Source organism: Amycolatopsis sp. NPDC051061, from assembly GCF_040682935.1.
Taxonomy (GTDB): domain Bacteria; phylum Actinomycetota; class Actinomycetes; order Mycobacteriales; family Pseudonocardiaceae; genus Amycolatopsis.
Genome location: NZ_JBFBBZ010000035.1, coordinates 40,251 through 58,985 on the forward strand (window position 1 = coordinate 40,251; position 18,735 = coordinate 58,985).

Annotated in this window: 14 protein-coding genes and 1 pseudogene; 3 read left to right on the forward strand and 12 right to left on the reverse strand. The window is 72.2% G+C overall.

What is annotated here, in order from left to right:
- Positions 1-4: 4 nt before the first annotated feature.
- Complete coding sequence (locus AB0N03_RS36440) at positions 5-1,183, reverse strand: hypothetical protein (protein ID WP_364381747.1); 1,179 nt, start codon at positions 1,181-1,183, stop codon at positions 5-7.
- Between the two features lie 658 nt (positions 1,184-1,841).
- Here AB0N03_RS36440 and AB0N03_RS36445 point away from each other — a divergent pair.
- Positions 1,842-2,246, forward strand: a complete 405-nt coding sequence (locus AB0N03_RS36445; RefSeq protein ID WP_364381750.1) for a DUF6069 family protein — start codon at positions 1,842-1,844, stop codon at positions 2,244-2,246.
- Between the two features lie 67 nt (positions 2,247-2,313).
- Here the strand turns inward: AB0N03_RS36445 and AB0N03_RS36450 are convergent, their stop codons facing one another.
- The 3 genes from AB0N03_RS36450 to AB0N03_RS36460 form a co-directional block, all read right to left on the reverse strand.
- A complete protein-coding gene (locus AB0N03_RS36450; RefSeq protein WP_364381753.1) occupies positions 2,314-2,946 on the reverse strand; it encodes a hypothetical protein in 633 nt (210 codons plus the stop codon).
- A gap of 46 nt (positions 2,947-2,992) precedes the next feature.
- Entirely contained in the window at positions 2,993-3,463 is a 471-nt protein-coding gene (locus AB0N03_RS36455; RefSeq protein ID WP_364381756.1) for a cold shock domain-containing protein, read from the reverse strand.
- Positions 3,464-3,658: 195 nt separating this feature from the next.
- Positions 3,659-4,078 (reverse strand): type VII secretion system-associated protein, encoded by a 420-nt coding sequence (locus AB0N03_RS36460; protein ID WP_364381759.1) that lies wholly within the window; start codon positions 4,076-4,078, stop codon positions 3,659-3,661.
- A gap of 19 nt (positions 4,079-4,097) precedes the next feature.
- Between AB0N03_RS36460 and AB0N03_RS36465 the strand changes: the two are divergent.
- Positions 4,098-4,193, forward strand: a pseudogene (locus AB0N03_RS36465) (transposase); the annotation flags it as partial.
- A gap of 230 nt (positions 4,194-4,423) precedes the next feature.
- Here the strand turns inward: AB0N03_RS36465 and AB0N03_RS36470 are convergent.
- The 5 genes from AB0N03_RS36470 to AB0N03_RS36490 all read right to left on the reverse strand — a co-directional run bounded on the left by AB0N03_RS36470 (position 4,424) and on the right by AB0N03_RS36490 (position 11,673).
- The gene (locus AB0N03_RS36470) at positions 4,424-4,777 is read right to left on the reverse strand and encodes a hypothetical protein (RefSeq protein WP_364381881.1); all 354 of its coding nucleotides are present in this window, start codon (positions 4,775-4,777) and stop codon (positions 4,424-4,426) included.
- Positions 4,777-5,208 (reverse strand): YbaB/EbfC family DNA-binding protein, encoded by a 432-nt coding sequence (locus AB0N03_RS36475; protein WP_364381762.1) that lies wholly within the window; start codon positions 5,206-5,208, stop codon positions 4,777-4,779. The genes AB0N03_RS36470 and AB0N03_RS36475 overlap by 1 nt, the downstream gene beginning before the upstream one ends.
- 109 nt (positions 5,209-5,317) lie before the next feature.
- Positions 5,318-6,586: a type VII secretion-associated serine protease mycosin gene (gene mycP / locus AB0N03_RS36480; RefSeq protein ID WP_364381765.1), complete on the reverse strand. Its 1,269-nt coding sequence runs from the start codon at positions 6,584-6,586 to the stop codon at positions 5,318-5,320.
- Between the two features lie 26 nt (positions 6,587-6,612).
- The gene (locus tag AB0N03_RS36485) at positions 6,613-9,204 is read right to left on the reverse strand and encodes a hypothetical protein (protein WP_364381767.1); all 2,592 of its coding nucleotides are present in this window, start codon (positions 9,202-9,204) and stop codon (positions 6,613-6,615) included.
- Between the two features lie 72 nt (positions 9,205-9,276).
- On the reverse strand, positions 9,277-11,673 hold the full coding sequence (locus AB0N03_RS36490) for a right-handed parallel beta-helix repeat-containing protein (RefSeq protein WP_364381770.1): 2,397 nt from the start codon (positions 11,671-11,673) through the stop codon (positions 9,277-9,279).
- Between the two features lie 217 nt (positions 11,674-11,890).
- Between AB0N03_RS36490 and AB0N03_RS36495 the strand changes: the two genes are divergently transcribed.
- Positions 11,891-14,620 (forward strand): AAA family ATPase, encoded by a 2,730-nt coding sequence (locus tag AB0N03_RS36495; protein WP_364381773.1) that lies wholly within the window; start codon positions 11,891-11,893, stop codon positions 14,618-14,620.
- Between the two features lie 9 nt (positions 14,621-14,629).
- Here the strand turns inward: AB0N03_RS36495 and AB0N03_RS36500 are convergent, their stop codons facing one another.
- The 3 genes from AB0N03_RS36500 to AB0N03_RS36510 all read right to left on the reverse strand — a co-directional run bounded on the left by AB0N03_RS36500 (position 14,630) and on the right by AB0N03_RS36510 (position 18,452).
- Positions 14,630-15,178 (reverse strand): type VII secretion system-associated protein, encoded by a 549-nt coding sequence (locus tag AB0N03_RS36500; protein WP_364381776.1) that lies wholly within the window; start codon positions 15,176-15,178, stop codon positions 14,630-14,632.
- A complete protein-coding gene (locus tag AB0N03_RS36505) occupies positions 15,175-17,937 on the reverse strand; it encodes a hypothetical protein (protein WP_364381778.1) in 2,763 nt (920 codons plus the stop codon). The genes AB0N03_RS36500 and AB0N03_RS36505 overlap by 4 nt, the downstream gene beginning before the upstream one ends.
- A 167-nt stretch (positions 17,938-18,104) precedes the next feature.
- Positions 18,105-18,452 (reverse strand): SsgA family sporulation/cell division regulator, encoded by a 348-nt coding sequence (locus AB0N03_RS36510; RefSeq protein ID WP_364381781.1) that lies wholly within the window; start codon positions 18,450-18,452, stop codon positions 18,105-18,107.
- Positions 18,453-18,735 lie beyond the last annotated feature (283 nt).

The window sequence follows — 18,735 nt, forward strand, 5'->3', positions numbered from 1 at the left end:
CGCATCACAGTTCCCATCTCTCGGCCTGGTAACGGCCGAGATCGTCCGGCAGAGCCGTCGCCTCGATGCTCAACCGGCCGAGCAGCCGGAGCGGGCCCACGGCCCGGACCTTCGGCGTGAGCTCCCCGAGCAGGTCCTCTGTCGCAGCGAGAAGTTCCGGGGACACCCGTGCACCGGGACTGCCCAGGTACAACGTCCAGCCGTGCGGGTCGTGCGGGAGTCCCGCCGTCACCCGGTCGAGGCGGCCGGTGCGCACCACCACGCCCGAGGGCACCACGTCCGCGCCGAGGCGATAGGCAGCGTGGTCGCGGCGCTGCCACCGGGGGGGTGGTGCCGCCACCGCCACTTCCTGGCCATCGCCCGGACTCTGCCGCACCAGGGACATGAACGGCCCGAACCGATCGTCGCCCCATCCGCCGGCGGGTGCGGCCGCCACGATCACGTCGCGTCCCAGCGCGGCTGCGAACTCGCGCAGCCAGGTGTCCGCGCGAGCCGGGGACAGCAGTACGACCAGATGCAGAGCGTGGCCGGATAAAAGCAAGTGCGCGACCGCCGCGGCCACCTCGGTCGCGGGTGGTACCCGGCCGTCGGCCCCGACGACGACGCGAGCCGCAGCCTGATCGACCCGCACCGCGAACACCAGCGCGTGCGAGGCCGCCGAGCGCTCGCCCGCGCCGCAGATCACTACGCCCGCCGATATCGGATTGAGCGCCACTCCTCCGGCCGTGACCGGCTCGGTGGGCAGTTCGGTCTCCCACGACGGCACCGGATGCCGGTCCCCGCCGAAGGACGGCGGTTTTCCGGGCTGGAAGCGTTGCCAGCCCCGGGCCGCGTAGAGCGCCGCTCCGGCGTCCGCGGCGAACTCTCCGTTCGGGAGGAAGACCTCGACCAGCGCTTCGGCCGGCGCCTGCGGGAACCGGCCATCCGCGGCCAAGCCCAGCAGGCCGATCCGCACCGCCTGGACGGTGCGGTCCGTCGCGACGTGCCGGTGCAGCAGGGACGGCAGCGCCGTCGACAGCGCCGGCGCCGCGGCCGCCGCGGCCGAGATCTGCACGAAGACGTGCCCGGGGAGCAGCACTGCCCGAGCGGCCGGTGCAGCCTCGCCGGGCAGGTGGATCAGCAGGTCCGAACCCCGCCGTCGGACGGCGAAATCCTCGGCTCGCGACTGGGAGGAGAGTGCCATGCCGTCTCCTGCCATCCGACGTACACGACCGTCCGCATCACCGCCGGCGCAGGCTCGCACCGCCGAGGAGGTGGCGGTGGTCGCACCAGCGCCACCGCGGAACTCGCCGCCGCAGCGCACCGGCCCGAACCGGGCGCGGGCGAAGAGCCCGCGCAGGCGGGACACCACCGGGGTACCGGCGTCCGCAGGCACGGGTGCACCGGTCCGGATGCGCACTGTCACGGTGCCTGCACCCCGCTCGGCGCACGCATTGTCCAGAGAGGACAGCTGGGCTCCGACGCAGGAGTGACCACGATGAGGTGCGTCACGCGTCGAATCTCCTTCATCGTCTTGTCTACCTGTCACTCGTTCGGGGCTATCCGACCATCGACGACTCAAGAAAACCTTCATCCCGGGCCGCGCCGCCGGGATACGGAGACCTTCGGGCACGATCACTGACGAATACCCCCTTCCCGCTCGAACCGGTGAACGTCGCCGACGCCAGCGCGTCCCGCTGGCCCGGCTCAGCGGCCCAGTCCGCCGCGAACGCGCGGCAGCGGCACCTATTTCACGGTTTTGTGCCCGAACTTCCAGCTTCGGAATAGCACGGCTCGTGTTACAAAAGCACGAGTTCACGGCGGCATTTCCGTCGGCCCGGAAGAGAGCTCAAGGAGTAACAATGGCAAAGTCATCCGGCGACACCAGGAATGTCGTGCCCCGGCTCGCCGCGGCCGCGGTCGCAGCCATGGTCGTCAACGCACTCGTCGCCCTAATCGCGAAAGCGATCGACACACACGGCACGGATATGGGTCTGATGCCCGCCGCATACCTGTCCCTCACGCTCATCGGCGTGGTGGTGGGCGCACTGGGCTGGCTGCTGATCCTTCGCTTCCGCCCCAGCGCCTTGCGCATCGTCGTGCCGGTAGCCCTGGTCATCACCTGGATCCCCGACCTGTTGCTCCTGGGCCAAGGGGCTACCGCGGGCAACGTCGTCGGCCTGATGCTGATGCACGTCGTGGTCACGGCCGCGGTCGTCTCGGCGCTCTACCGGACGTTGCCGGCTCGCCGGGAAGCCGCGGTCTGAACGAAGGTGCGGGATCCGGCCCGGCCGAAGCAGTTCACGGCCGGGCCGGATGGCGCCAGTGGGCGGCTCAGCTGTTCCCGGCGAACCGCCGCAGTTCGGTCAGCAGATCGGGCCCCGGGACTCGGTGTTCGGTCGCCACCGCGCGGACGGTATCGGTCAGCCGCGTGCTGCAAGCCGCCACCCTGGGCAAGAGGGCGAGCACGCGGCAGCCGGCGAGCACGTCGAGATCGGCCTTGCCCATCCGGTTCGCCACCAGCACGGCCGGAGCGTCGAACCGCCGGGCCGACACCCGCAGCAGCCGGATGACTTCGTCGTCCACCTGCTCGGTCGCGTACACGCACACATCGACCTGCGGCAACGGCTTGACCGAGTCCGGCACGACGAGCAGATCCGGAGCGCCCTGGAGGCAGACACCAAGGCCGACCCGGGTAAGTGGTTCCACCGCGTTCGGCAGGGCCCGGATCATCCGACGGCGGCCCGGCACCTCCCGCTCGCTACTTTCTGGCGACCTGAAATCCCGGGTCCGCCGGTCGACAGCCGACCACTGCTCCAGCAGGAGGTCACTCCAGACCAGCTGCATCCACAGCCGATCGGGATCGGCGGCGGCCTGGTGCCTGCGAATGTACCGGCGAACATCGGTGATCTCGGATTCCAGGCTCCGCAGTTGCCCGACATCTTCCGGAGCTGCCAGCATCGTCACCGCCCCCTCCTGGTTCTCCCCGGCCGAAACCCATGCGCGTCGGTGGTTATTCGTCGATCCAGCAGTGCCGGCGTGCCAGTTCGACGACGATGCGCCGCACCTCGACGATCTGGCTCCCGGTCAGTAAGGGCGCACCGGCCAGCAGGGCCTCGGTGAGTTCGTACCCAAGTTCCTGAGGGGTGAGCACGTCGCACGCCATGTCGTCGTCGAACACCGCAGCGGGCGCCGGGGCCGGAGCGGCGACGGCAGCGGCGGGAGCGGCGGGAGCGGCGGGCTGCACACGCGCGGCCGGCACTTCCGCCAACTGCTCGGCCAAGCTCACCCGCGACGCCTTCAGGCCCCGCTGCCCCTCTTCGGCGGCGAACTGGACCCGCACCCCCGGCACGATCAAGCGTTTGTCGCACTCAAGGTCGTTCACGTGAATGAAAAGGTCTTCATTTCCCTCGTCCGGCTCGACGAAGCCGTAACCGCGGACATCATCGAACCGAACCACTTTGCCCGTGAGCACGGGAGACATTGTCACCTCACTCGTCGAAAACTACCGCCCAGATCATGGCAAATAGCCACCAAAGCATCGTAACAACGTTGTCATACCGGTAGCCAGGCCTCGGCACCAAGGGGCAGCCAACGGTGTCCAAAACTCCTTGCGGCTCCGTTTGGCCGCATCGAGAGGCGACAATGCCGGCGGCGCCGATTCCCTTCGGGTAATCGATCACTTTGCTTCCGGCGCGTTATGCCCGGGCTCCCAGGGAATCACCCGCAGCCCCGAGCCGTCCTGGCCGCTGTTCGCGTAGAGCTCGGCGACCCGCTCGTCGGTCATCGCCAGCGAGTCGCGCATGAAGTCCCCGTTCAGCCGCACCGCCGCCGGTCCGCCGGGGTTGAACAGCACGTCGAGCTCACTGCCGACCAGCTCGATCAGCTCACCGAGATCGATCCGCCGCCAATGCGGTGACGCGATCCGCCGCCGGTGCGGCTCGCCGGTCGCCACGACGACACACCGGATGTCGTCCGGCGACTGGGTGACCAGCGGACTGCCGTCACCGTTCATCGCGATGTCGAACAACGAATCGCGCAGCAGCAGCTGGATGTGCTCGACCTCGGCCCGGCCCTGCAGAACCAGCCGCAACACCACGTCGAGCGGATCCGCCGGCCCGGACGCGGTCCGCTGCGCCGATCCGTTCCATCGGGTCAAGTGGGCCACCGACGCTCTGGACCAGGTCCGGCGTCAGACCTGGAACACCGCTCGCCGTCAACCTCGCCCGCACCTGCTCCGCCACACCCGACAACACCGGCACCACATCAGCCCACGCCTGCGACAACGCACGCATACTCCGCACATTGCCCTCAGGCCACGCCATCCCCAACGTCACCTTCAAAAACTTCTGCAAATGAGCAGGCGGATGCACCGGCCATCACCCGACTCGAACACCACCCACCCCCTTCCAGAAGAAAAACCAAAAACGGTTACGGCCGGGCGTCAGCTGCCCTGGCCGTCTTCCTGCTGCTGCATCGACTCGGCCAGCTGCTGGTCGAACAAAGCAGCGTTGTCCTCGTCAAGCGTCGTGAATTGGGAAATCGCGGCTTTGATGCCTTCGGCCGCGTCGTGCATGCTCGTGGGCACCTGGCCCAGCGTGTCCCGGGTTCCGCTCGCGCTCTCCACGTAACCCTCGGCGAACTTCTTGCCTGTCTTGTCCTCGCCCCAGCACCCTTCGTACCGTTCCATGGCACCGTTGAGGCTGGTAAGCGCGCCTGCGAGGTCGTCACCCGCGACCCCGAGCTTAATCAGCATGGTCTGCATCGCGCCCTGGTCCAGCCGGAACTTCTCGGTCATCAGGACCGCCCCCCGTCCCGGCGCTCCAAGCCCACGCTGCCGAGCATCGGCCCGATCAGGGACTCCAGCACCTGCTGCGGATCAGCCTTGCCCGCGGCCACTTCGCCGTAGTCGATGCCCGAACCGCCGGTGCCCATCACTTCCGACATCTTCGCCATGCACTCGGCCTTGCCCCGCCGCAAGGTCTCCAGCACGACGTTCGCCAGCTGCGCCGGCGCGAGTGACCGGTACTTCGACTCGTTGAACACGAGCTCGATCAGCTCGCCCCGGCCGTCGAACGTCATCGAAAGCGACTGGTCCTTGGCGCGGATCGTGGTCCGCCCCTCGCGCCACATTTCGCTCAGCTTGCCGATTTTCTGCCGTTCGCGCTCCAAGGCCGCCAGCGCCTCTTCGACGCCGCCGTCCCCGTCGAACACACCTTCCGGAAACATCGCTCGTGCTCCTCTCTTTTCCCCAGGCTTCCAAAGTCCAGGGGCCAGTCCCAAGTCAATCTCGTGGCAGGGGCGATTCGGCGAAACACGCTGCCCTTGTGCACCGCTCCTATCCGGTATCGGCCCGGCGGGAAACCTCGGCGACCCGAGCGGGCATCCAGCGACGCCGCCGGGCGCCGCGCAGGAGGCCGGACACCAGCACCGCCAGCAGCGCGATCACCGGGACCGAGATCGCCGCGGCCAGCGCGACGACCGGGCCGCTGCCTTCGGCCGACCGGGCCGGCGGTAGCGGAGCGGGCTCGGCGGTGACCACCGGCAGCCGGGCCCCGGACTCCTCCGGCAGGACGGTCGACACCGCGGCCATCGCGTTCACGGTGCCCCAGCCCAGGCCCGGGTCCGGCAGCTCCGCCGCCGGGTGGTCGGCGGTCAGCTCCAACCGCCGCTTGACCTGACCGGCGTTCAACTCGGGGTGGTAGGCGCGCACCAGGGCGGCGACCCCCGCCACGAACGGCGCCGCGTAGCTGGTGCCACTGCCCAGCCAGTGGCCGGCACCCCGCGGGCCGACACTCGTCACGCCCACCCCGGGCGCGACGACGGAGAGGAACTTGCCGGTCTGGGAGAAGTCCGCCTTCTTCCCGGTGCTGTCGACGGCCCCGACGGCGATCACCGACGGGTACGACGCCGGGTAGGTCACCGGATCGCCCTGCTGGGCGCTGTTCGCCGCCGAAGCCACGACGACCACGTCCCGGTCGGCCGCGTACTGGACCGCGTCGGCCAGGTCCTGGTCCGGAGCGTCGGTGCTGGCCGAAATGTTGACCACGCGCGCGCCGCCGTCGACCGCGGCCCGGATGCCGTCGGCCATTTCGACCGCGGTGAGGGTCGGCGGTGACCCGTCCTGCGTGACGATGGCACACCGGATCGGCAGGATCTTCGCGTCGGGCGCGATCCCGGCGAACCCGGTGCCCGGGCGGGGGCCCGCGGCGATGATCCCGGCGACGAACGTGCCGTGCCCGAAGCAGTCGTCGTCCGCGGGCTTCCCACCGGGAGCGGCGACGTCGAGGCCGCGCCGGACCCGGCCGCCCGACAGCTGCGGCGTCTTGGCGTCGACGCCGGTGTCGACCACGCCGACCGTGATCCCGGCCCCCTTGGTGAGCGGCCAGACGCGCTCGGGAGCGAGCCACTGCTGCGCCCACGGCACACCGGGCTCGGAGCTGGGTGGCGCGGGCAAACAACCTTTCTGGTCGGCCGGCAACGGAGCCGGGGCCGACTGGGCCGCCGCGACGGCCGGGGGAAGGACGGCCCAGAGCAGTCCGGCGACCAGCAGCACGGCCGGTCCCGCCGAACGCCGCGGGAACCGCAGGCCGGTCTTTCCGCTCATCGCCCGATCTCCCTTCCGACGGCTGGTCACGAGGCCAGCGTGATGGTGTTGCCCGCTTGAGCGCGGGACGCGGCTTCCGCCCGCCACTCGAGCAAGGAGGTCGTGATCCGCTCCAGCACCTCCGGTTCGTCGACCACCCGCAGCGCGCTCCGGTGCCGTCGCTCGAGCGCCTGGTCGAGTTTGGCCAGTGCGGCGAGGTCCTGGTCGTCGAGTTCTCCCGTGGCCGACACCTGCTCGCCGGGAGCGAGCTCGCGGAACAGCGCCGCCGTCCTCGGCGCGGCCAGGGCGCCGTCTTCCGGGTCCTCGACCGGTTCCGCGGTGCGCACGGCCAGTGCCTTGAACCGGGCACCGGCGAAGAAGACGACTTCGTTGACCGGATGCCCGATCCGCAGCTCCGACGTCCGCCGAGCCGAAGCGGGCCAGATGAGGATGTCGAGGCCGGCGTCGGGCACGGTCACGTCCAGATCCGTGCTCCCGACCAGGAAGCCCGGTTCGGTCAGCACCGCGCCGGGTTCCGCCGCGCCTTCCGGCGACTGTCCGGCGCGGCCCTGTCGCAGCACCGCGCGCCGATGGGTGGGCAGCCGGCGCAGCCCCGAGACCAGGCAAGGCACCTGTCCCTCGAGCTCGCCGCCGGATCCGGCGCGCACCGCGGCACCCAGTTCGGCGGAACCTCCGGCACCGCGGCCCAGGTAGAGGCAGACCGCCACGAAGTCGGCCTTTGCGCCAGGTTCCTCGTGCCGCATGGACGGCCAGGTCGCCAGCGCCGCGTTCACCGTGGCGAGCGCTTCGCCGTACGCCTCACCGGCGGCCGTGGTGAAGCGGGCCTGCTCGGCGGCGGTGCTCGCCCGGTCCTTTACCACCAGTTCCTTGCCTGTGAGGACCGCGGGCCGGGCCGGCGGTGCGGCGGCCTCGGACGACGCGGCGGGTGCGGGCACGTCCGGCACCGGCTCGGCACCGGCCGGCGGCTTGGGTCGTGCGCCGGCCGGCCGGCGGGCTCCCGTGCCGAATTCGGCGGTCGCGCTCTCCACGGACGCCGAGGCTGCGGCCTCGTGCGGCGGCCGAGGCGCGGACGGAACGGCTTCCGCGGGCGCGGCCGGTGCGTTCGCAGCGGCCGGTCCGGGCGCGCCGGAGACCGTGGGAATCGGCGGCCCGGTCACCAGGGCGGAGGGCGGCATGATCGGTCCCTGGGCTGGCGCCGGACCACGAGTGACCGCCGGGCCTTGCACCGAAGCCAGGCCGGGGGTGTGGGCCGAGCCCGGACCACGGGTGACCGCGGGGGCCTGAGCCGAAGCCGGCCCGGAAGCCATAGCCACGTCCCGCTCCGAGCCCGGACCACGAGTGACCGCGGGCCCCTGAGCCGAAGCCGGTGCTGGCCGGCGGCGACCGGCCGGCGGCGCGGATGCGCCGGGTCGCCCCGGCGCCGACGGTGCCCTGGCTGCCGCCGGGCGGCCCGGGAGCTCGCCGAGCAACTCACGCGCCCGGTCGTCCAGGGTGCCGGCCAGCCTCAGGCGGGCGGTGGTGCGAAGCCGCGGGTCGAGTTCTCCGAGCAGTGCCTCCGCCGCGGTGAGCACCTCGGGTGCGATCGGCTCGCCGGGCGTGCCCAGGTGCAACGTCCAGTTTCCGGGGTCGAACGGCGACCGGGCCGCGGCGGGATCGGCCGCCCCGGTGCGCAGCGCCAAGCCGGACGGCACGACGTCGGCCGAGACGTCCCCGAACCGGTAGCCGGTGCGGTCCCGACGGTGCCAGCCGCGGAGCGGCGAAATCGCCTCGAGCACCTCTTGCCCGCCGTCGGCGCGCTGGCGCAGCGTCGAGGCGAACGGCGCGAAGCAGTCGGTCCCCCGGCCCGCGGCGGAAGCCGCCACCACGACGACGTCCCGCGCGAGCACTTTCGCGAATTCGCGCAGCCAGGAGTGAGTCCGGGCCGGCGAAGGCAGCACCATGAGCTGCACCGGGACGTCGAGTGACCGGACGGCCGCAGCGGCTGCCGCGGGTTCCGGCACCCGGCCGCCCGCGCCCACCACGATCCTCATCACCTGCGGATCCACCGGAACCGCGAACGCGGGGCCGCCGGCCGCCCGCTGGGCGTGGCCGTCCCGGACGAGTACGCCGGCAGGCACGGGCTCGAGCACCACGTCACCCTCGGCGACCGGTTCCGCTGGGACCGAGCTTTCCCAGCGCGGGAGCGGGTGCCGGCGCCCGGCGGGCGCCGGCACCGCACCGGGGCAGAAGCGCAGCCAGCCACCGCCGCTGGCGTAGAGTGCCGCTCCCGGCTGTGCGGTGAAATCGCCCTCCGGCGCGAAGACCGCCATGTGCAGCACATCGGCGAGCGCCTGCGGGACCAGCGGGTCGGCCGCCAGCCCCGGCAAGCCGATGCGCACGGAACGCACGTCTCCGCCCACCGCCACCTCCCGGTGCAGCACCGAGGGCAGCAGCGTGACAAGCGACTCGTCCTGCGCCGCGGCCGCTGACACCAGCACGAACACGTCACCGGGAAGCGGCGCCGGCCAACCGACCGCGCCGCCGGGCAGCTCGGTCTCGTCGGCCCGGCGGATGAGCAGGTGCGGCCCCCGGCGGTCGGTGACGAAGCCGTCGGTCGGCTGGGGAACGGAGCTGTTCATCTTGCCTCCTGCCCCGGCGGTGCGTCCTCCTCCTGGCGGAGGCGGCAACCGCGCGCGGGCAACGTCGTCGTCTCAGGCACCGGTATCGAGGTCCGCGCCCGTGAGCAGGGTCAGGTCGGCCGCACTCGCCGAGGGCAGTTCCGCGAGCCGCGAAGCCTGCCGGTCGGTCATCCGTTCGAACACCCGCCGGGCGGTCCGGCCGTTGCCGAACGTGCCGTCCTTCGGGATCGCTTCGAAGTACTCCTCCAACGCCTTGGCCAGGTCGTCCTCCAGCTGGTAGTCGTGCTTCGAGCACTGCGACCGGACGATCGTGACGAGCTCCTCGGCGGTGTAGTTCGCGAATTCGATCGTGCGGCTGAACCGGGACTCCATTCCGGGGTTGGCGGAAAGAAACTGCTGCATCTCGGTGCTGTAGCCGGCGGCGATGACGACGACGTCCTCCCGGTGGTCTTCCATCAGCTTCACCAGCGTGTCGATCGCCTCCCGGCCGAAGTCGGGCCCGCTGCCGCCTTGTCCGGAACTCAACGTGTACGCCTCATCGACGAACAGGACACCGCCGAGCGCGGTGGTGAACGCCTCGGTCGTCTTGATCGCGGTGCCACCGATGATCTGCGCGACCAGGTCGGCCCGGGCCACCTCCACCAGGTGCCCTTCCCGCAGCACACCGAGCTGGGCGAGCACCTGTCCGTACAGCCGCGCGACGGTGGTCTTGCCGGTGCCGGGCGCGCCGGCGAACACCAGGTGCCGGGCCATCGGCGGCGCCGACAACCCGGCGTCGCGCCGTCGCTGCGCCATCTTGTTGAGGTTGATCAGAGAAGTCACTTCGCGCTTCACCCCGGCCAGGCCCACCAGGCTCTGCAGTTCGACGAGCGGGTCACCGTCCGTCTTCGAGCGCTCGGCGGCCGCCGGCGGCGCGGGTTCCGCGACCTCCGCGGAGGCGGACGTGCCGAACGCGTCCGGGGTCGAGTTCCCCGACGTGATCAGGTCGAGCACCTCGATCGACGAGCCGGGACGGACCTGGCGCACGCCACTGCCGTAGTTGTCGCGCACGGTGCAGGACGACACCCGCACCGCTTCCGCGGTGTCGAGCACGATCCCGTCCGACCGGCCGCGGGAGAACTCGGATTCGGTCACTGTGCCGGACGCGCCGTCGGCGAACCGGCAGCCCGCACCCGCGCTGCTCTGCACGCGGCAGCGCAGGATCGACAGCGTCGCACCGGAACCCGCGTGGACCCCGTCACCGCCGACGCTGTCGATCGCGCTGTCGGCCAGCGAAAGAGCGGCTTCCGAGACCACCACCCCGGCGTCCGCGGTGTTCCGCACGCTGAACCCGCTCGCCGAAAGGCGCGAACCGCCGGTGACCCGCAACCCGACGGTGCCACCGTCGATTTCGACATGTTCCATCGTGCCGCGCCCGCCGTCCTCGACCACGATGCCGACGCCGTCCGAGCCACGCACGCGCAGCCTGCGGAAAAAGGGGTCGGCCGCGTCGGACAGCCGCAACCCGGCAGCCGAACAGCCGGAAACGGAGAGCTGATCGAACTCCGGCGCGGAACGTTCGGCCACGTTCACCCCGACGCCCGAGACGTCGGCGACTTCGCAGTTGTTGAAGAAGCCACCCGAACGCGCGGCGAAGTGCACTCCCCGCGACCCGGCCGCGCGAACCCGGCACCCGAACAGCGACGGCTTACAACCCTCGGCGACGAACACCCCCTCGGCCCCTACGTGCTCCGCGACGCAGTCTTCGAGCGTGACCTCGCCACTGCTGGCGAGGTAGAAGCCGATACCGTCCACTTCGGACGCCGTGAGCCGCTTCGCGACCATAGTCGCCTGCTCTTCGACCGCGACCGCGGGCTTGCCCGTTCCGGTGATCGTGGTGTCCTCTACCGTCAGGCGGCCGCGGCCGTTGAGGCAGATGCCGTTGCCGGCCGCCTTGTCGACCGTGCAGGCCCGCATCAGCAGCGCACCGTCGTCGGCGACCACGACCGCCGAGGTCCCCAGTTCGCCGAACCGGCAGGACTCGAGGACTCCGCCGTGCGGCGAGGTCACCACGACGCCGGCCCCGGTGTCGTTGCCCACCTCGCAGCCGCGCATCAGGATCGTGCCCTCGCCCGAAGCGAAAACCGTGGACCAGCCCACGCCCTGCAGCGTGCACTCGGTGAGGCTCAGCTGGCCCTGGCCCACGAACACCGCCGGGTTGTCGGTGTCGGTGGACACGGCCGTGATCCCGGACAGCGCGGCGGAGGCGGCGGTCGAGGTCACCGCGACCCCGGTCTTGGCGAAGATCGTCACCGTCCCGGCGCCGTCTTCCGCGGTGATGGTCACCGGCTTGGAAACCGTCAGGTTCTCGACGTAACGCCCCGGAGCCACGACAATCAGGGCGCCCTCCGGTGCTCCGGCCACCGCGTCCCCGATTCGCCGGTACCCGTGCCCCGGCGTCTGGGTGACCATGATGACGTTCTGGCTCACGCTGCGGCTCTCCTTCGTCGGTCACGCGCACCGACGGTCGGTCGGAGCTCCCAGGTGACCACCCGGGACTCAAGGAAATCTCTATCCACTCCGGTAGACGTCCGGATGGCCGCGGCGGCCGCCCGGGGCGGGCGAATGGGAGACCTTCGGGCACGATCGCCGACGAAGGTCCCTTCTCCGCCCCGGTTCCCCACCGGGGCGCGCCGATGATGGCGGGATGGAGGACATCCTCGACTCCGTCCGCACGGCGGGAACACCGCTGGTCTTGCTCACCGGGTTTTCCGGCACCGGTCGCACGACCGCGCTCGCGCGCCTCGCCGAGCACTACGAAGCCGAGGGACGGCACGTGTCGGCACTGCGGTTCACCGCCGCCGGGGACGTCGTCCCGGCCAGGTTCGCCCTCGATCAGCACGGCCGGTGGGACGTCGCCACCGCTCGGCTGCGGGGACCGGTCCGCGGCGAACCGGCCTGGGCCACCATCGGTCCCGTCGCCGGGGCCGCCGACGAGCCGGCGATCGCGCTGCGCGCGGCCCACGCCGCGGCCGCGGCGCTGCGACGCGCCGGCGACGACACGGTCCTGCTGCTCGACGACCTGCACCGGATCGACCGGGACTCCCTGGCGGTGCTGGAGGTGTTGATCCGGCTGTCCGACGGCGGGCAGCTGACCTGCATCGGCACGGTGCGCGTCCCCCTCGGCGGCGCCGCCGCCCGGTACGGTCCGGACGTGCTCGCCCGGCTCCGCAAGGAGGACCTGGTCACCACGCTGCGGCTGCGGCCGCTGACCCGGCTCGAGCTGGCGGAACAGGTGAAGGCGGTGCTGGCGGCCGCTCCCGAGCCGGCGCTCGTCGACCACCTGTACGCGGTGAGCCGCGGTGTCCGGGCCGCCGCGACCGAAGCGACGGACGCGCTGCGCCACCGGGGCGCCATCCGGATCGTGGACCGGCGCGCGTTCCTGGCCCCCGGCGCGACCGCCGCGGCGCCGGTCCGGCCCGGCGATTGCGTCGAGGCAGTCCGCGAACTCGGCCCGGCGGTCTGGGAAGCGGCCAAAGCGCTGGCGGTGCTGTTCCCCCTCGGCCCGGCCGCCGCCGGGCCGGCCGCCGCCGTGATCGGTGCCGCGGAACAGGATGTGCTGGATCGCTGGGAGACCTTGCGCGCGGCCGGCTTCGTCCACCGTGGACGTGGCGGCGCGAGTCGGCGCTTCACCGTTCCGCACCTGGCCACCGCACTGGCGGCGGCCTGCGGCGCCTACGAGCGGCGGACGCTGGCGGCGGCCGCGGCCCGGCTCCTGTGGGCGGACGCCGAGGTGTGCCCCGACCCGGATCAGCGGGCCGCGTTCGTGGCCGATGCCGGCCGGCTCGTCGATCCCGGGCGAAGCACCGGAGAACTGATCGCCCGCGCCGCCCAGGTCCGGGAGACCGACCCCGGCTCGGCCTGCCGCTGGCTCGAGGCCGCGGCCGGGCTCGCCGGTGACCGGGCGCTGCGGGCCGAGGTGCTCGTCCTGCTCGCCACCAGCTACCACCGCCTCGGAGACCACGAGCGCAGCATGGACACCGCGCGGCAGGTTCTGACCGAGTTCGAGGACCAGCTGAGCCCGGACGCCGTTCTCGAAGCCCAGTTCCTGCTCATCCACGGTCTTGGCGGCCTCGGCGAGGTCGCGTCGCTGCGCGACCTCGCGGCCGGGAACCGGCGGCTGCCCGGCGGCGCCGGCTCCCGGCCGGTGCTCCGGGCGCTCGCTTGCGGACGGCTGGACCGCTGGTCCGACGCCGTGCGGTGGGCGGACGCCGACGACCGGGACGCCCGCGCTCCGCGGTCGCGCGAAGGCCTGGCGCGGCTGGTAAAAACGGTCGGCTCGCTGTGGCAGGGCCGGCCGGAGCCGTTCGAGGAAAGTCTCCGCGATCGTGCGCGGTGGCCGCTGCGCACGGTCGAGCGGTACCGCGTCGCGCAGGTCGACGAGCACGTGACCGGTCTGCTCGTCAACGGCGAGCTCCGCCGCGCCGAAGAGCTGCTGGCGGCCGAAGAACTCCGCTGGGAAACGACCGGACCCGCCAACCGGACCATGGCCGCGATCCTGCGCGGCGACCTCGGGTTCGCCACCGAGCTGGCCTGCCGGACGGTGGCGACGCGGGCCGTCGCCGGTTCCGCCGCCGCGACGACCGGGATGTTTTTTGCGACGGTGGCCGCGCTGGTCGGCCAAGGCCGCCTCACGACCGCGCGCGAACTGCTGGCCACCGCCCGGGGAGCCGCTCCGGCGCTCGCCCACTTGCTGGACTTCACCGAGGCGTGGGTGGACCGCGCCCTGGGTGACGACCGGCGCGCCGTCGATCGGCTCGTCACCGCGCTGACCGCCGCGGCGGAGCGCGGGCTAGTGGTCGGCTGCGACGTCGCCTACGCGGAGCTGACGGACCTCGCCCTGGACCGGTGCGACCGGGAAGCGGCCGAGGGCTACCTGGCCGCCGCGGAGCGGCTGGCCCGGACTTTCCCGTCGGGCCGGGCCGCGCTGCTCGCGCGGTGCCTCCGCGCGATCGTCTCGCTGGACCCGGTCGCGGCAGCTGAGGGGCTGCGGCTGGCCCGGGAGCGCGACCAGCCGTTCGAGCTGTCCCTCACCATCGTCCGCCTGGTCCGGCGGGGCATTGCCGATCCCGCTCTGCTCAGCGAGGCCTACGCGCTGATGGGCGAACTGGGGACGCTGTTGCACCGCGCGAAGGCACGGACGCTGATGCGGGCCCACGGCGTCGTCGTCCCCGGCCGCCGGAACACGGTCGAAGAGAACGAGCGCCTGCTGGCGACGCTCGCGGCCGAGGGGCTGAGCAACAAGCAGATCGCCGCGGCGCTCAGCACAAGCGAGAAGAGCGTCGAGGGACGGCTGAGCCGGTTGTTCTCCCGGACCGGGTACCGCTCCCGCATCGAGCTGTCCGCGGCGATCGTGAACGGGGAACTGACCTTCTGACCGCCCCACTCAGGGCTCGGCGGCCACCGCGCGGATCGCGTCCGCTAGCACCCACATCGACGCGGGCGAGCCGGGGTTCAGCAGCACGTCGACCCCCTCCGGGGGCAACGCCGCCGCCAGGTCCTCCACGGTGACGTCCAGCCAGCGATCGGCGTCGCCCGCTCCGGCGCGGTGCCCGTGGGAAGTCGCCACCTGGACCGACGGCACGCCGTCCGGGGCCGCCCGGACCACCGCAGTCCCATCCTCCGCCGTCGCGATCGCCAGAACGGTGTCCCGCAGCACAGCGGCCAGCTGGTCCCCGACGTCCTCGCCGCCAGCTAGCGCGCGGAGGACCACGTCCACGGGGTCGAGCGGGGACTCCGGCGTGCTCGGCCGGTAGTGCGGGTTGGAGTGGACCCGGCTCGGCCGGCCCGGCTCGTCGACCAGCCACGCGCCCAGGACCACGTGCGCCGGGACTTCGTCCTGCTCGTCGCTCGCGATGAGCGCCGGATCCAGCAGCAGCAACAGCTCGGTTCCGGTGGCTTCCGCGGGCGTGCCTCCGGCGGGATCTCCACTCACTTTTCCCCACTCTCCCGCGCCGGCGCGGCGGTGACGCCGGGCAGGCGGCCGAACCGGTCCGCCTGGGCCGCCGGTACCGAGTCGGACGCCCGGACGTCCTTGTCGGCGAAGGCCCGCAGCGAAGCCCGGACGAGGTCATCGCGGCCGGTGGCCGGTCCGTCCTGGCCGGTCTCGGTGGCCGCCAGCTCACGCAGCAGGATCCGGCCGCGCCGTCCCTCCCCCGGCTCGACGGCTTCGAGCACTTTGAAAGCGGTTCCGGGTGGGAAGACCACCCGGTCGGGGACGCCGGCGTCCGCCGGTTCGATGGACGCCGTCAGCCGCCCGGTGAGCGACCAGACGACCACGTCGGACGTACCGCTGCCGGCCGGCCCGAGCGCCGTGCGCGCCTGGAAGAAGCCCCACTCCCGCAGCACCGATCCGGTCTCGAGCAGGTTCCCCGGCACCGGCCCCGGGTCGAACACCGTCGCGGCGGCCTTGCGGTGCAGCGGCAGCTTTTGCAGACCGCTCGCCACGCAGCGCGCGAAGTCGACGTGCGGTCCCGTGGCCCCGGCGCGCAGGCCGTCGTCCACGTCGGGGTCGTCGCCGGCCAGGTAGAGCCCGGCGGCCACCGCGGCGGCGAGACCGCTGTCCGACACCGCGCGCTGCGGGGAGAACCGGCGCATGACGGCATCGATCCGCTCCGACAGGGCGTCGAAGGCCGCTTCCCGGCCGGTGCGGACCATGCCCAGTTCGGCGGTGAATCCGGTGGGCAGGGGCCAAGCCCGCAGCCCCGGGTCCGGCGTCGGCTGCCGGTCCGGCGAACGGTGGCCGCCGTCGGCCACCGCCGCGGTTCGCCGGTCCGGCTCGACCGGCTCAGGCGGCTCTGTCCGCCGATCCGGCTCGGTCGACTCAACCGACTTGATCCGCGCGAGCGGCTCGACCCGCTCGGCCCGCTCGGCCGGCTTTGCCGGCCCGGCCAGCTCGGCCGGCTCGGCCCGCTCAACCGGCTCAATCCGCCCGGCCGGCTTTGCCGACGCGGCACGCTTTGCCGGCCCCGCCGGCCCGCTCGGCTTTGCCGGCCCGCTCGGCTTTGCCGACTCGGTCGGCCGGGCCGGCCGGTCCAGCTCGATCCGCTCAGTGCGCTCGGTCCGCGCAGCCAACTCGGCCCGCTCAACCGGCTCAACCCGACCGGCCCGGCCAGTCGGCCGATTCAGCTCGATCCGCTCAGTGCGCTCGGTCTGCGCACCCGACTCGGCCGGCTGCGCCGGCGGCTCGGTCCGCTCAGCAGACTCGGTCCGTCCGATCGACTCAGGCCGCCGGTACCCCGGCGTCCTGCCCGGATGCCGGATCTTCGTGGTGGCCGACGCCGGATCATCGTCTTCGGTGGGCACGTCCAGGCCGTCCAGCCGGGTGGTGGCGCCGGATTTCTCCTCGGCCGGCGGCGGCTGCAGGCGCAGGAGCCGGGACAGCCGAGGCAGCGGCATCAGGGACATCGTGAGATCCGCCCCGAAGGCAGGCTCCGGCGGTTTGGCCGGCGATTCCGCCGGCGCGGTGACCGGCACCGGCTTGATCGCGGAGCGGACCTTCTCGTCGAGCCGGTCCAGCACCCGCGTCACCAGCTCGTCGTCCGCCGGATCGTGGAACAGCAGCAGCGCCGCGGGGTCGGCCGGCGTGGCCCGGATCTCGGGTGCGTGCGCGGGCACCTCCGGCGGGCGCACCCACAGCCCGGCCTGGACGACTTCGACGATCGCACCGGAATCATGGAGATAGCTCCCAGGCTCCTTCTCCAGCAGGCTGCTGGAGGGTTGCCGGGAGCGCCGGACCCGTGGCGCGAGAACGGTGGTTCCGGCCATCGAAGCCCGGCGGGGACGGAAGTCGAGCTGCTCGGCGAAGGTGCGCACACCGTGGGAACCGTCCGGCCGCAGGAGGAACATGTCCGGCTTGTCCGGGCTGCCAACGGGAAAGCCGCCGTAGCACCGGACTTCCTCGCCGAGCTCGTCGGCGAGCGCCTGCCCCGGCGCGACCCGTCCGGCGTCCAGGAACTCGCCGAAGCAGAAGAATCTGACCTGTGCCCGGGTGGCGGCCGGGAGACCGGCCCACCACTGCGCCACATCCGCGAGCGGCAGCGGTGGCACGCCGTGCGCACCCAGCACGACCGTCAGTTCCCGGGGCGAAACGCGCAGCCAGCGCGTCAGCTTGGCCCGGGCCGCTTTGAGCCAGGACTCGGGACCGTCGGACCGGATCCACAGCCCGGCGGGCAGCGGCTCGGCAGTCGTGGACCGACCCAGCCGGTGGACGCTCGAGTTGGCGGGCTCTTCCCAGTCCGGGACCGGGAATCGACGGCCCTGCCAGATGGGCGCCTGGCCCGGCGCACACACCATCCACCCCTTGCTCGCGTGCGGGGGCAAGAAAAGCAGGCCGGTCGAGCCGGCTAGCAGCACGCCGTCGGGGTAACGCACCGGACGGCCGAGCCGGTCGGCGAGCCACTGCGCGGCCGGGAGGGTGATCTCACCGGCCTCCGTGACCGGCAGCAGTTGGACCGCTCGCTCGTCCTCGGCGACGGCGGCCGCGATGGCCTCCCACCCGGTCAGCGATCCGTCGGCGGCCGGGAAGTCCACCACGACGAGGACGCAGTCCGGGGCGCCGCGCAACGACGACGCCAGCAGGCCAGCTGGCTCCGTCATCCCGCCGGGCCCGTGCACGACCACCGCTTCCCCGACCCGGCGGCAGGAAACGCCCGCCTTGCGCCGGCTGAACCGCGGTACCTTGGGCAGGGACATGGTTTTCGCCTTCCGATGACAACGAAGGACCCGCCAGGGGGTGCGGACCCGTCTCCGGCGGGGCACCGCCCTCCGGACTTGTACTGTGCCGTGCCGGCGGGCCTTCCGGACCACCGAGTGTTGGTGCGCGGCGGTTCCGGCGGACATCCCTCACGAACTGCCGCCGGCTACGGGTTTCCCCCGAGCACCTGCGCGATCACCGCGTCGATGTCCATCCGCTCCGCCTCTCTCCCGCAAGGCACCAGATCGGCGCTGCAGTCCAAAAACTCGCCCAGCTGCCGGCGGTCGGCGCTGAAGTCCGCGTGTACCGAAGGGGATTCCAGGTGGAGCAGAACGAGATCAGGGTCCAGCACCGACGGGCGGATGCGGACATCACCTTCGCCAGCAGGAGCGGCCATGCCTTCGAACAGAAGTTCCCGCGAGAGCGCCCAATCGCTCCAGACACCGATGAGGTGGCCGAAGGAAAGCGTGACGGCGAACGGATCGGTGGTGTCGTAGCGGAGGTCGACGTCCACCGGGACCGGCCGACCGCCGGGGAAGAGCAGCGTGAAGACGATCGTGTGCCGATGAACGGCGTGAACGTACCCGGGGTCACCGCCCGCGCTCTCTCGCGAGAACTGATCCATGCTGCCAGTTTCGGCACCCGGACTTCATTCCGCCTCAATTCGCGAACCCGGTGGCTCCGGCGCCGGTTCGCGTGACCGGGCAAAGCGGGACAACGGTGCTGAGCGAACGCAGCACTGGAAAGCGCTTCCACCCGATTTTGCCGTCGGCGCACCGTGCATTGACGCGGCCGGG